The organism is Microvirga sp. GN3 (assembly GCF_055792825.1).
This window is the reverse complement of sequence record NZ_JBVVAK010000006.1, coordinates 22,468-34,865: the sequence shown is the minus strand read 5'-3', so window position 1 is coordinate 34,865 and position 12,398 is coordinate 22,468. Positions and strand designations below refer to the sequence as shown.

The 12,398-nt window shown below is 63.7% G+C and carries 12 protein-coding genes; 9 read left to right on the top strand and 3 right to left on the bottom strand.

Annotated features, from left to right (window positions below; all coding sequences use genetic code 11):
• The first annotated feature begins 30 nt into the window (after positions 1–30).
• The 4 genes from ACS5Q1_RS04940 to ACS5Q1_RS04925 all read left to right on the top strand — a co-directional run bounded on the left by ACS5Q1_RS04940 (position 31) and on the right by ACS5Q1_RS04925 (position 4,118).
• Positions 31–1,215, top strand: coding sequence for an aminotransferase (locus ACS5Q1_RS04940; RefSeq protein WP_473097150.1), 1,185 nt, complete (start codon positions 31–33; stop codon positions 1,213–1,215).
• A gap of 196 nt (positions 1,216–1,411) precedes the next feature.
• Complete coding sequence (locus tag ACS5Q1_RS04935) at positions 1,412–2,449, top strand: Ppx/GppA phosphatase family protein (protein WP_473097149.1); 1,038 nt, start codon at positions 1,412–1,414, stop codon at positions 2,447–2,449.
• Positions 2,446–3,144 carry an RlmE family RNA methyltransferase gene (locus tag ACS5Q1_RS04930; RefSeq protein WP_473097148.1) on the top strand — a complete coding sequence of 233 codons (699 nt, stop codon included), beginning with the start codon at positions 2,446–2,448 and terminating at the stop codon, positions 3,142–3,144. Before ACS5Q1_RS04935 ends, ACS5Q1_RS04930 begins: the two co-directional genes overlap by 4 nt.
• Before the next feature lie 38 nt (positions 3,145–3,182).
• Positions 3,183–4,118, top strand: a complete 936-nt coding sequence (locus tag ACS5Q1_RS04925; RefSeq protein WP_473097147.1) for a Gfo/Idh/MocA family protein — start codon at positions 3,183–3,185, stop codon at positions 4,116–4,118.
• Between the two features lie 248 nt (positions 4,119–4,366).
• Here ACS5Q1_RS04925 and ACS5Q1_RS04920 read toward each other — a convergent pair whose 3' ends face one another.
• Together ACS5Q1_RS04920 and ACS5Q1_RS04915 are read right to left on the bottom strand one after the other, a co-directional pair.
• Positions 4,367–5,224, bottom strand: a complete 858-nt coding sequence (locus tag ACS5Q1_RS04920; protein ID WP_473097146.1) for a dienelactone hydrolase family protein — start codon at positions 5,222–5,224, stop codon at positions 4,367–4,369.
• Positions 5,225–5,261: 37 nt separating this feature from the next.
• The gene (locus ACS5Q1_RS04915) at positions 5,262–6,698 is read right to left on the bottom strand and encodes a DHA2 family efflux MFS transporter permease subunit (protein WP_473097145.1); all 1,437 of its coding nucleotides are present in this window, start codon (positions 6,696–6,698) and stop codon (positions 5,262–5,264) included.
• Positions 6,699–6,872: 174 nt separating this feature from the next.
• On the opposite strand from ACS5Q1_RS04915, the gene guaB reads away from it, so the two are divergent.
• Complete coding sequence (gene guaB / locus ACS5Q1_RS04910; RefSeq protein WP_473097144.1) at positions 6,873–8,366, top strand: IMP dehydrogenase; 1,494 nt, start codon at positions 6,873–6,875, stop codon at positions 8,364–8,366.
• A 21-nt stretch (positions 8,367–8,387) separates the two neighbouring features.
• Complete coding sequence (locus tag ACS5Q1_RS04905) at positions 8,388–8,819, top strand: MAPEG family protein (protein WP_473097143.1); 432 nt, start codon at positions 8,388–8,390, stop codon at positions 8,817–8,819.
• A gap of 40 nt (positions 8,820–8,859) precedes the next feature.
• Here ACS5Q1_RS04905 and ACS5Q1_RS04900 read toward each other — a convergent pair whose 3' ends face one another.
• Complete coding sequence (locus ACS5Q1_RS04900; RefSeq protein ID WP_473097142.1) at positions 8,860–9,009, bottom strand: hypothetical protein; 150 nt, start codon at positions 9,007–9,009, stop codon at positions 8,860–8,862.
• Positions 9,010–9,127: 118 nt separating this feature from the next.
• Between ACS5Q1_RS04900 and ACS5Q1_RS04895 the strand changes: the two genes are divergently transcribed.
• Genes ACS5Q1_RS04895 through ACS5Q1_RS04885 form a run of 3 tightly spaced genes read left to right on the top strand, consistent with a single transcriptional unit; the run spans position 9,128 to position 12,387 of the window.
• Positions 9,128–10,426, top strand: a complete 1,299-nt coding sequence (locus tag ACS5Q1_RS04895; RefSeq protein WP_473097141.1) for an RsmB/NOP family class I SAM-dependent RNA methyltransferase — start codon at positions 9,128–9,130, stop codon at positions 10,424–10,426.
• Between the two features lie 53 nt (positions 10,427–10,479).
• The gene (guaA, locus tag ACS5Q1_RS04890; protein WP_473097140.1) at positions 10,480–12,036 is read left to right on the top strand and encodes a glutamine-hydrolyzing GMP synthase; all 1,557 of its coding nucleotides are present in this window, start codon (positions 10,480–10,482) and stop codon (positions 12,034–12,036) included.
• Positions 12,037–12,039: 3 nt separating this feature from the next.
• Positions 12,040–12,387 carry an ArsC family reductase gene (locus ACS5Q1_RS04885; RefSeq protein WP_473097139.1) on the top strand — a complete coding sequence of 116 codons (348 nt, stop codon included), beginning with the start codon at positions 12,040–12,042 and terminating at the stop codon, positions 12,385–12,387.
• Positions 12,388–12,398: the final 11 nt, after the last annotated feature.

Here is a 12,398-nt window from a genome sequence, read left to right as displayed (position 1 = left end):
CCCTTAAATTTTTTGGAGTCCAACGGTTTCATGGCGCGCGGTCTTGCGAATCCCATCAATCCACTCGTCGCGGATGTCGGCAGCCCTCCGATCCCCGAGGCGCAAAGCTGGACGAGGCGCTATGACGGCTCCTTCGGGCCGCTGATCAACCTCTCCCAGGCCGTTCCCGGCAATGCGCCTCATGCCGAACTGCTGGAGCGGATGGCGAGTGTTGCGGGCGTCGCGTCCGGCTCGCAATACGGCCCGATCAACGGCGATGCCGATCTCCGGCAGGCCTACGCTGTCGATCTCTCCTGCCTCTATGAGGGCCGGATCGCGCCGGAGGACACCGCGATCACCGCTGGCTGCAACATGGCCTTCTTCGCCGCCATGATGCTGCTCGCCCATCGCGGCGAAGCGGTGCTGCTGCCGACGCCCTGGTACTTCAACCACCAAATGACCCTCGACATGCTCGGCATCGAGCCGCGTCCATTACCCTGCCGGCCGGAGAACGGATTCGTGCCGCGGGTGGAGGATGCGGAGGCGCTGATCGACGACAAGGTGCGGGCCGTCGTCCTGGTTACGCCCAACAACCCGACCGGCGCCGTTTACCCGGCTCATATGATCGAGAGCTTTGCACAGCTCTGTCGCAAACGTGGCATTTATCTCGTGATTGACGAGACTTACCGGGACTTCCTGCCGCAGGGGATGAACCGCGCCCACGGGCTGTTCATTGGCGAAGCATGGCGCGACACGGTGATCCAGCTCTATTCCTTCTCGAAATCATACGCGATCCCCGGACATCGCACCGGAGCCATCACGGCCGATGTCGGGCTCATCGACCAGGTGGCCAAGATTCTCGACTGCATCCAGATCTGCGCTCCGCGTACGGCCCAGGGAGCGTTGCCATGGGCCATCGACGCCCTGCGCGATTGGCGCGAGGACAACCGGGCGGAAATCAACCGGCGTGCACAGGTTTTTCAGGACGCTCTCGCGCCTCTGCCGGAATGGAAGATCGAGTCGGTCGGCGCCTATTTCGCCTATCTGCGTCACCCGTTCCCTGAGGCCAAAGCACAGCAGGTGGCGGAGAAGCTGGCGACGGAGCGGGGCGTACTGTGCCTGCCGGGAAGCTATTTCGGTCCCGGCCAGGAAGGTCATCTGCGCGTCGCTATTGCCAATGTGGGAGCCAATGTTTTGAGCGGGCTGACCGAGCGCTTCAAGGACTTTCGGCTCTGACCCTTCCCGGGAGGATGAGCGACAATCTGCCGATCCTGCCCTTGGCAGGACGGCAGGGCGATGGTTACTCTCTTCGTCAAGCAAGGCATTCGGTGGGGATGCTTGGGGATTCGTTTTGACCGTCAAAGTGGACGTGACAGCAGAACCAGGAGACCGGCATGCGGATCCGTTAAATGGGTCCGCAAACGGGGCGACCTTGGTTGCAGAGCGTCCTTCGCCGGCACGGACAGATTACCGACGACGCTCTTCCAGAAGCTATGCAGCGCTCGATCTCGGTACGAACAATTGCCGCCTTCTCATTGCAGAACCTGCGCATTTCGGCTTTCGTGTCGTCGATGCGTTTTCTCGCATTGTGCGACTGGGAGAGGGGCTTGGGCTCGGCAATCGCTTGGGCGAGGATGCCATCGGACGCACGCTCGAAGCGCTGCGCGTCTGCCGTGAAAAGATGGTCGCAAAGGATGTGACGCGGGCGCGCCTCGTGGCGACGGAGGCCTGCCGATTGGCCGAGAACGGCCCGTCCTTCATCGATCGCGTGCGCGACGAGCTCGATCTGGAGCTCGAGATCGTCGACCGCAAGACGGAAGCGTATCTTGCGGTCACTGGCTGCGCGTCCCTGGTCGATCCCAAGGCGCATTCCGTCATCGTGTTCGATATCGGCGGCGGCTCGACGGAGATTGCCTGGCTCGACGGCCAGGCGCCGCATGCCTTCGCCGATCCGTGCAAGCGCATCCGCGCCTGGGATTCGCTGCCCGTCGGCGTGGTGACGCTGGCCGAGCGCTATGGCGGCATTGACGTCACGCCCAAGACCTTCGAAGGCATGGTCGAGGAGGTGTCCGAGCTACTGCTCGATTTCGCCCTCGTGGCGGCGCCGGCAGGGCGCGCCCACAACTTCCATCTGCTCGGAACCTCGGGAACCGTCACCACCGTCGGCGGTATTCATCTGGGCCTCGCGCGCTACGACCGACGCCGGGTCGATGGGATGTGGATGCGCAACGGCGAGATCTCGACAGTGATGCAGCGTCTGCTGCATTCGGATTTTTCGCAGCGGGCCGAGAACCCCTGCATTGGCAAGGATCGTGCCGATCTGGTTCTCGCGGGCTGCGCCATTTTGGAAGCGATCCGGCGGGCTTTCCCCTCGGAGCGCCTGCGCATCGCGGATCGCGGACTGCGCGAAGGAATTTTGATGAAGATGATGCGAGAGGATTCCGTTTGGCGGGGAGGCAGCCCACGGTGAGTGCCAAGACAGGTTCCGGGGCCCGCAATCTCAAGCAGCGCGTGAAAACCGCCCACAAGCGGTCCCTTTCTTCGCAGAAATGGCTCGAACGTCAGCTCAACGATCCTTACGTCGCCCGCGCCAAGCGCGAAGGCTACCGCTCGCGCGCGGCCTTCAAGCTGATCGAGATCGACGAGAAGTATAAGATCCTCAAGCCCGGCCAGAAGATCGTCGATCTCGGCGCCGCGCCCGGCGGCTGGTCCCAGATCGCCGCCACGAAGGTGGGGGCGAAAGGCAAGGTCGTCGGCATCGACCTTCTGCCCATCGATCCGATGGCGGGCGTCGAGTTCATCCAGCTCGACTTTTTGGACGAGAGTGCGCCCGGCAAGCTGATCGAGATGCTCGGCGGCCCGGCCGATGTGGTCATGTCCGACATGGCGGCCAACACCACCGGCCACAAGAAAACCGACCACCTGCGCATCATCGGCCTTGCGGAAGCGGCGATCTACTTCGCCCGCGAGATCCTCGCGCCCGGCGGCGCCTTCGTCGCCAAGGTGTTCCAGGGTGGCACCGAGAGTCAGCTCCTGGCCGACCTCAAGCGCGACTTCGCCGTGGTGCGGCACGTGAAGCCCGCAGCAAGCCGTGCCGATTCGGCGGAACTCTATGTGCTCGCGACCGGTTTCCGGGGACGGACGGAGGAGACGCCCTCCGCCTGACGGCTTTTGCCCGAGGCCATATTGCAAGGGATACGACCATGGCAGCGCACCAGATCGGAATCATCGGCCTCGGCAAGATCGCGCAGGATCAGCATCTGCCCGTCATCAAGGCCAATCCGAATTTCGAGCTTCTGGCGGTAGCGAGCCAGCGCGGTTTGCAGCCGGATGAGGCCAAGTACAGCTTCCAGGATTACCGGGAACTGCTGAAGATCCCTGAGATCGAAGCGGTGTCGATCTGCACCCCGCCGCAGGTCCGCCACCAGATCGCCCGCGACGCGCTACTCGCCGGAAAGAGCGTTCTTCTCGAAAAGCCGCCTGCTGCCACCTTGAGCGAGTTAGAGGACCTCAAGGAACTCGCCGCGAAGGTGAGCAAGGTCGTCTTCACCACCTGGCACGCCCAGTACAACAAGGCGGTCGACGAGGCGAAGAAGGCGCTCGCCGGTTGGGTCATCAAGCGGCTTCTTGTGACCTGGAAGGAGGATGTGCGGCACTGGCATCCGGGCCAGCAGTGGATTTGGCAGGCCGGCGGCTTCGGCGTCTTCGATCCGGGAATCAACGCGCTCTCCATTGTCACCCGCATCATGCCCGAGCCGGTCTTCATCAAGACCTCCAGTCTGGAATTCCCCGCCAACCGCGACGCACCGATTGCTGCAAACCTCACTTTCTCGATGAGCCACGGCCAAGGTGATCTCCAGGCGGTGTTCGACTGGCGCCAGACCGGCCCGCAGACCTGGGACATCGAGGTGGAAACCGAAGCGGGCCTGAACCTCAAACTCACCCATGGCGGCAGCTGCCTGGAGATCGGCGGGAGGCAGGTCGTGCAGGAAGAGCCTGCGGAATATCAGGGTATCTATCGCCGTTTCGACGAGTTGCTGAATACTCGCCAGTCGGAAGTTGACATTGCCCCCTTCCGCCTCGTGGCCGACGCCTTCATGATCGGCAAGCGCGTGCAGGTCGAGGCGTTCGAGGATTAGAGCAAGCAGTCATCCCGGATGGCGAAGCCGATCCGGGATCGCGTGACGAGAGTGGCGCGCCTCTCCCCTCCCTCCTTGTGGGGAGGGCTAGGCAGGGGGTGTGAGCGCCAACCTCAAACCAGTCCTGCGCCAGCACCCCCTCTCCAACTCTCTCCTACAAGCGGGAGAGGGCTTGCCAGCGCTTCACTTTGAGAACGATCCCGGATCTTCGCTGTGCTTCGTCCGGGATGACGCGGTAACAGCAGCCTTCAAGCCAAGTTCTTCTTCAAGAACCCGACCGTCCGGCTCCAGGCCTCATCCGCCGCGTCCTTGTCGTAGCGCGCTGCGTTTGTGTCGTTGTTGAAGGCGTGGTTGGCGCCCTCGTAGACGTAGATCTCATAGGTCTTGCCGGCCTGCTTCAGCGCCGCTTCATAGGCCGGGATGCCGGCGTTGATGCGCTCATCGAGGCCACCATAATGCATCATCATGGCGGCATTGATCTTCGGCACGTCCTCGGCCTTGGGCTGCCCGCCGTAATAGGCCACCCCCGCATTGAGGTTAGGCTCGTTGACCGCGAGGTTGTTCACTGCGCCGCCGCCCCAGCAGAAGCCGATGGCGCCGACCCTGCCGTTGCTGTCCGGGCGGCCCTTGAGATAGGCGACCGCCGCCTTGCCGTAGGCGATCACGTCTGGCTGCTTCAGTTGGCCAATCATCTCGCGGCCCTTGTCCTCGTCGGCGGGCGTGCCGCCCATGGGCGAGATATAATCGAGCCCAAGCGCGATGAAGCCCTCGGCCGCCATGCGCCGGGTCACGTCCTTGATATGTGGGTTGAGGCCCCGGTTCTCATGAATGACGATCACGGTCGGCAGTCGGCCGGAAGCATTCTTCGGCTTGACGAGATAACCCTTGAGTCCTTGGGCACCGGGAATGTCCACGGTCTCGGCTGTGATCCGCGGATCATTCTCCGGAATCGTCTGCGCCTGGGCGTAGTTGTTCTGCAGGATCGGCAGGAGAGCGGTTGCGGCTGCCGTGCTGCCGGCCAAGGCGGCGAGCTTGTCGATGAAAGAACGGCGGCTCATGCCGCCATGGGTGAAGTCGTCGTAGAGGTCGATGATGCGTTGATCCATGAAAGCCTCCCGGTCTGACGCGGGAAAATTAGCGCATCTAGCGGCCCGAGATACCGTCCCCTAAGCCCGTGGAAGGAGGTTTTTCCTTCACAATCCTGTGTCCCGACATCTCGGCGCCCGCCGTCGGTGTCAGCCCCAGGAAGAGGAAACCGGACAGGGCGGACACCGTCGCAACTGCCCAGAAGGCGGGGCCGAAATTCGCCGCCGTGATCGTGCCGTCGCCATGGAGATTCGCGGCATATTCCAGCACGAAGGCGCCGAAGGCCACGCCGGTGCTGAGTGAGACCTGCTGCAGGGCGCTCGACAGGCTCGTGGCGTAGCTCATCTCCCGGTTGGAGATCTCCGCATAGCCGATGGCATTGAGGCTGGTGAACTGGAGCGAGCGGAAGCAGCCGCCGACCAGCAGAATGATCATGATCAGCCAGTGGGGCGTCTCGGGCGTGAAGAACCCGTTGGCAGCGACGAAGCTTGCGCCGATGAAGGCATTGATGATCAAAAGCCTGCGGAAGCCAGTCCGCTCGAGGATGCGCTTGGCCATGGTCTTCATGAACAAGGCGCCCACGGCAGCGATGAATGTGAGCGAGCCGGAGGCGAGCGGGCTCAAGCCGAAACCGACCTGCAGCATCAGCGGAAGCAGGAATGGGATCGCGCCGATGCCGATGCGGAACAGCGATCCGCCGATCACGCTGATGCGGAAGGTCGGGATCTTCAAAAGGCCGAGATGCAAGACCGGATAGGGCGTGCGCCGCGCGTGGAAGACGTAGAGAACGAGGCAGATCACGCCGATCACCACGCAGCCGGTCGAAATCTCCGCCGGGATGAGATGACGCCCGCCGGAAGCGAAGCCCAGCATGAGCAGCGCAAAGCCGAAGCCAGAGAGCAGGAAGCCGATAAAGTCCAGCGGCGGCGTATCCTCTTCCCTGATATTCGGTACGAAGATCGTCGCCATCACGATGCCGAGGATACCGATGGGGATGTTGATGAAGAAGATCCAGCGCCAGTGAAAGAACTCGGTGATGAAGCCGCCAAGCGGCGGCCCCACGATGGGGCCGATCAGAGCCGGAATGGTCAGGGTCGCGAGGGCCTGCACCACCTCGCTGCGGGGAACGCTCCGCAGCAGCACGAGGCGGCCCACTGGCACCATCATGGCCCCGCCGGCGCCCTGGACGAAGCGTGCGATCACGAACCACTCCAGGGAAGTGGCGCCCGCGCAGGCAAGCGAGCCCGCCATGAACACGCCGATGGCTGCGGTGAAGATCGTGCGAGCGCCGTACTTGTCCGCCATCCAGCCGGAGATCGGGATGAAGATGGCGAGGCTGACCAGGTAAGAGGTCAGTGCCAGCTTGAGCGCGATGGGATCCGTCCCCAGGCTCTGCGCGATCATCGGCAGGGAGGTAGAGATCACCGTGGAATCCGTGTTCTCCACGAAGAGGGCTGTGGCGATGATCAGCGGGAGAAGGCGGGATTGGCGCATGACTCGCAGGACTTAACGCCCTGCAACCCTCTTGCAAAGACCAAAAAGGCGCAAGGCAGGTCTTCTGGAGAAGCGTTCCTCAACCCTTTGCGAAACGACAAGCCCGTGCTACGGACCCGTGCCAACTCGCCAAAGCGTTATTTTCTCACTCGCGCACCCATTAAGGAGTTGGTCATGGCCTCTGTAATTGCCGATAAGATCATCGAAGGACTGACCTTCGATGACGTGCTCCTCCGCCCCGGCCGCTCCGAAGTCCTGCCCAGCGACGTCGAAGTGGCGACCCGGCTGACCCGGACCATCCGCCTCAACATGCCGATCATCGCCTCCGCCATGGATACGGTGACGGAAGCCCGCATGGCCATCGCCATGGCCCAGAACGGGGGCTTGGGCGTCATTCACCGCAATCTCGAACCGGAAGCCCAGGCTGAGCAGGTCCGCCTCGTGAAGCGCTATGAGTCCGGCATGGTGATGAACCCCATCACCATTCATCCGGATGAGACCCTGGCCGATGCGCTTTCGATGATGAAGCATCACGGCATTTCCGGCATTCCGGTCGTCGAGCGGGGGCCGAACAACACCAAGGGCAAGCTCGTCGGCATCCTGACCAACCGCGACGTGCGCTTCGCCAACAATCCCGGCCAGAAGGTTTCCGAGCTGATGACCAAGGACCGCCTGATCACGGTCCGCGAGGGTGTGAGCCAGGATGAGGCCCGCCGCCTTCTGCACCAGTTCCGCATCGAGAAGCTCCTGGTCGTCGATGACCATTACCGCTGCATCGGCCTGATTACGGTGAAGGACATCGAGAAGCAGGTCGCCTATCCCAACGCCGCCAAGGACGTGCAGGGCCGCCTTCTGGTCGCCGCCGCCACCACGACGGGCGAGCAGGGCTTCGAGCGCGCCGAGCGCCTCATCGACGCCGGCTGCGACGTGGTCGTGGTCGATACCGCCCACGGTCATTCTGTGAAGGTGCTGGAGAGCGTCACGCGGGTAAAGAAGCTCTCGAACGCCGTGCAGGTCGTCGCCGGCAACGTGGCGACGCGCGAGGGCGCCCAGGCGCTCATCGATGCCGGTGCCGATGCGATCAAGGTCGGCATTGGCCCGGGCTCCATCTGCACCACCCGCATCGTGGCGGGTGTCGGCGTGCCCCAGCTCACCGCCATCATGGAAGCGGTCGAGGCGGCCTCGCAGGCAGACGTTCCGGTGATCGCGGACGGCGGCATCAAGTTCTCGGGCGATCTCGCGAAGGCGCTTGCGGCGGGAGCCTCATGCGCCATGGTGGGCTCGCTGCTCGCCGGCACGGATGAGACCCCCGGCGAGGTTTTCCTCTATCAGGGCCGCTCCTATAAATCCTATCGCGGTATGGGCTCGGTCGGCGCCATGGCGCGCGGCTCGGCGGACCGCTACTTCCAGGCGGAGGTGCGCGATACGTTGAAGCTCGTGCCGGAAGGCATCGAGGGTCAGGTGGCCTATAAGGGGCCGGTTTCCGCTGTGCTGCACCAGCTCACCGGTGGCCTTCGTGCCTCCATGGGCTATGTGGGCGCCGCGACCCTGCCGGAATTCCAGGAGAAGGCCCAGTTTATCCGCATCACCAGCGCGGGCCTGCGCGAGAGCCACGTTCACGACGTGACGATCACGCGGGAGAGCCCTAACTACCCGACTCGCAGCTAAGCTTGAGTCGAGTTCCCGCTTATGAGCATTACCGCCATCCTTCTCCCGGTCTATGTCCAGGTCGCACTGACCGTCCTCCTGCTGCTCTGGATGGGCAGTTCACGGTTGTCGAGCCTGCGTACGGGCAAGGTGAAGGTGAGGGACATCGCGTTGGGCGAGCGCAACTGGCCCACGCCGATCCTGCAGGTGCAGAATGCGTATCACAACCAGTTCGAGCTGCCGGTTCTGTTCTATGTGCTGGTGGTGTTGGCGCTGATCACCCGGAAGGCCGATATGCTCTTCGTGGTGATGTCCTGGATGTTCGTGGCCACCCGCCTCATTCACGCGGCGATCCACACGACCTCGAACAAGGTATCCCTGCGCTTTCAGGCCTTCGTGGTTGGGGTGCTGATCCTAGTGGCTATGTGGGTGATCTTCAGCATTCGGGTGCTCGCTGCCGAGACAGGCGTTTAGAAGGGACGGGATGGGCGTTGCACCCATCCCGCGCATCGCTTTAGAAGCGCTTGCCGCTCTCTAGCTGGGTCTTGGCGTCGGTCTGCTTCATCGGAGGTGGGGTGAGGTCGGCAGCCGGGGCGGTTGCGCAGGCGGCGATGGCGAGGGTCAGGCCGACGGCAACGAGGCCGCGGGTCAGTCGGGTCAACATGAAAGTGGCTCCAAAGAGAATCGTGCGATGTGCACACTCCTTAGATCCACTTTCGAACAGGACGGAAAATAGGAAACATTATGTCGTTTCTACGGCCAAGCTTGAGTGTGCTTTTTCGATGACACCCGCCGCCCGCATCTCCGCCGCCATCGAGGTCCTGACCGATATCGAGGCCCGACGCCGCCCGGCGACAGACGCCCTCAAGGATTGGGGCCTGTCCCATCGCTTCGCCGGCTCCAAGGATCGCGCCGCCATCGCGAGCCTCGTCTACGATGCCCTGCGCCGGAAATCCTCCGCTGCCTGGATCATGGGCGAGAGTACACCCCGCGCCGTCGCGCTCGGCATGCTGAAGCTGCAGCGCGGGCTCAATCTCGATGCCATCGCGGCTTTGTGCTCGGGCGAGCGCTTCGCCCCGGAGCCCTTGACCGCCGATGAGCGGGGGAGGCTGGAGAAAGCCGATCTGAGCAGCGCGCCGGCGCATATCGCGGGCGACTTCCCGGACTGGATCGAACCGTCGTTGAAGCGTCTCTTCGGTGAGGATCTCGTGCCCGAGATGCAGGCGCTCACCACCCGTGCGCCGCTGGATCTGCGGGTGAACACCCTGAAAGTCTCTTCCCGCGAGGAGGCGCATGATGCCCTGCCGCATCTCAACGCCATCGAGACGCCGCTCTCGCCCTTGGGCCTGCGCATCGTGCCGAGCGAGGACGGGCGTGGTCCAGCTGTGCAGTCTGAGCCCGAGTTCCTGAAGGGCTGGATCGAGATCCAGGATGAGGGCTCGCAGCTCGTGGCGCTGCTTTCCGGCGCCAAGCCCGGCGAGCAGGTGGTCGATCTCTGCGCCGGCGGCGGCGGCAAGACCCTGGCGCTGGCGGCTATGATGGAGAACCACGGCCAGATCTATGCCACCGACAACGATGCCCGCCGTCTTGCTCCCATCCATGACCGGCTGACTCGGGCAGGGGTGCGCAATGTCCAGGTCCGCACGCCGCGAGCCAAGGCCGATGCGGTCACGGATCTCGATGGAAAGATCGACTGCGTGCTCGTGGACGCGCCCTGCACCGGAATCGGCACCTGGCGGCGCAACCCGGATGCGAAATGGCGCTTGCGGCCCGGCAGCCTGGAGGTTCGGCGCAACGAGCAGGCGACGGTTCTCGAGCGTGCTGCCCGGCTGGTGAAGCCCAAAGGGCGCATCGTCTATATCACCTGCTCGATCCTGCCGGAGGAGAACGACGACGCGCTCTCCGCTTTCATGGAGCGCCACGATGGGTTTTCGCCCGTGCCGGCCGACAAGGTTCTGGAGCAGGCGGGGCTCGGCGCGCTCAAGGGCTCCGTTCGCCCGACCCTACACGGGCTCCAGCTGACGCCGCATAAGACCGGGACCGACGGCTTTTATGCCGCGATCCTGGTGCGAAACCCATGAAAAGCCTCATATTTCGATTGTTGTCCCGACCCGGAAGGCCGTAAGAACCTGCCATGACCCAGACCCACGATAAAATCCTCATCGTCGATTTCGGCTCCCAGGTGACCCAGCTCATCGCACGGCGCGTGCGCGAGGATGGCGTCTATTCCGAGGTGGTGCCGTTCCAGAAGGCCGCCGAGGCGATCCGGATCATGAAGCCGAAGGGCGTGATCCTCTCCGGCGGACCGGAATCGGTCACCACTGACACTTCTCCCCGCGCACCGCAGGAGCTGTTCGACACCGGCCTGCCGATCTTCGGTATCTGCTACGGCCAGCAGACCATAGCGGCGCAGCTCGGCGGCGAGGTCGAGGGCGGGCATCATTCCGAGTTCGGCCGCGCCGAGATCGAGGTCTTCACCGAGAGCCCGCTCTTCCAGGGCGTGTGGCAGGTCGGCAAGAAATACCCGGTTTGGATGAGCCATGGCGACCGCGTCACCAAGCTCCCCGAAGGTTTTGAGGTTCTGGCCGCTTCCGAGAACGCCCCCTTCGCGGTCGTGGCCGACGAGGAGCACAAGTTCTACGGCGTGCAGTTCCACCCGGAAGTTGTGCACACGCCTCAAGGAGCCCAGCTCATCCGCAACTTCGTGCGCGACATCGCGGGCTGCAAGGGCGACTGGACCATGAAGGCCTTCCGCGAGGAGGCCATCGAGCGCATCCGCGCCCAGGTCGGCACCGGCCGCGTGATCTGCGGCCTGTCCGGCGGCGTCGATTCCGCCGTGGCGGCCGTGCTGATCCATGAGGCCATCGGCGACCAGCTCACCTGCGTCTTCGTCGATCACGGCCTGCTGCGCGCGGCGGAAGCCGAGCAGGTGGTGACGCTCTTCCGCGACCACTACAACATCCCGCTCGTCCACGTGCAGGCGCAGGACCTGTTCATCGGCGCGCTCGAAGGCGTGTCGGACCCGGAGGTCAAGCGCAAGACCATCGGCAAGCTCTTCATCGACGTGTTCGACGAGGAGGCCAAGAAGATCGGCGGAGCCGATTTCCTGGCGCAGGGTACGCTCTACCCGGACGTGATCGAGAGCGTCTCCTTCACCGGTGGTCCCTCCGTCACCATCAAGAGCCACCACAATGTCGGCGGTCTGCCCGAGCGCATGAAGATGAAGCTCGTGGAGCCGCTACGCGAGCTGTTCAAGGACGAGGTGAGGGTGCTCGGCCGCGAGCTCGGCCTGCCCGATGCCTTCGTCGGCCGCCATCCGTTCCCAGGCCCGGGCCTCGCCATCCGCGTCCCCGGCACGATCACGCGCGAAAAACTCGACATCCTGCGCAAGGCCGATGCGATCTACTTGGAAGAGATCCGCAATGCCGGCCTCTACAACGAGATCTGGCAGGCCTTCGCGGTGCTGCTCCCCGTGAAGACCGTCGGCGTCATGGGCGACGCGCGCACCTACGACCATGTCTGCGCTCTGCGCGCCGTCACCTCCATCGACGGCATGACGGCGGATTTCTACCCGTTCGACATGGCCTTCCTCGGCCGGGTCGCGACCCGCATCATCAACGAGGTCAAGGGCATCAACCGCGTGACCTACGACATCACCTCGAAGCCGCCTGGGACGATTGAGTGGGAGTAGGCGATGGCTGCCACGCTCTATGGCATCAAGAACTGCGACACGATGAAGAAGGCGCGCGCTTGGCTCGACGCTAAGGGCGTGCCTTACGCCTTCCACGACTACAAGGTGGAAGGCATCGACCGCGCGCGGCTGGAGACCTGGGCGCGCAGCGTCAGCTGGGAGACGCTTCTCAACCGCGCCGGGACGACGTTCCGCAAGCTGCCGGATGCAGAGAAGGAGGGCATCGATGAACGGAAAGCGCTCGCACTGATGCTCGACCAGCCCTCCCTAATCAAGCGTCCCGTTCTCGATCTCGGCGGTCGCCTCGTGGTCGGCTTCAAGCCGGAGTTTTATGAAGAGGCGGCTCGGTAGATCTATAAACC

What these genes read in the sequence shown, in the direction of transcription:
- ACS5Q1_RS04905 (WP_473097143.1), top strand. Translation starts at nt 8,388, where the DNA reads ATGAGCATTACCGCCATCCTTCTCCCGGTCTATGTCCAGGTCGCACTG.
- guaB (WP_473097144.1), top strand. Translation starts at nt 6,873, where the DNA reads ATGGCCTCTGTAATTGCCGATAAGATCATCGAAGGACTGACCTTCGAT.
- ACS5Q1_RS04885 (WP_473097139.1), top strand. Translation starts at nt 12,040, where the DNA reads ATGGCTGCCACGCTCTATGGCATCAAGAACTGCGACACGATGAAGAAG.
- ACS5Q1_RS04920 (WP_473097146.1), bottom strand. Translation starts at nt 5,224, where the DNA reads ATGGATCAACGCATCATCGACCTCTACGACGACTTCACCCATGGCGGC.
- ACS5Q1_RS04940 (WP_473097150.1), top strand. Translation starts at nt 31, where the DNA reads ATGGCGCGCGGTCTTGCGAATCCCATCAATCCACTCGTCGCGGATGTC.
- guaA (WP_473097140.1), top strand. Translation starts at nt 10,480, where the DNA reads ATGACCCAGACCCACGATAAAATCCTCATCGTCGATTTCGGCTCCCAG.
- ACS5Q1_RS04915 (WP_473097145.1), bottom strand. Translation starts at nt 6,698, where the DNA reads ATGCGCCAATCCCGCCTTCTCCCGCTGATCATCGCCACAGCCCTCTTC.
- ACS5Q1_RS04925 (WP_473097147.1), top strand. Translation starts at nt 3,183, where the DNA reads ATGGCAGCGCACCAGATCGGAATCATCGGCCTCGGCAAGATCGCGCAG.
- ACS5Q1_RS04900 (WP_473097142.1), bottom strand. Translation starts at nt 9,009, where the DNA reads ATGTTGACCCGACTGACCCGCGGCCTCGTTGCCGTCGGCCTGACCCTC.
- ACS5Q1_RS04895 (WP_473097141.1), top strand. Translation starts at nt 9,128, where the DNA reads ATGACACCCGCCGCCCGCATCTCCGCCGCCATCGAGGTCCTGACCGAT.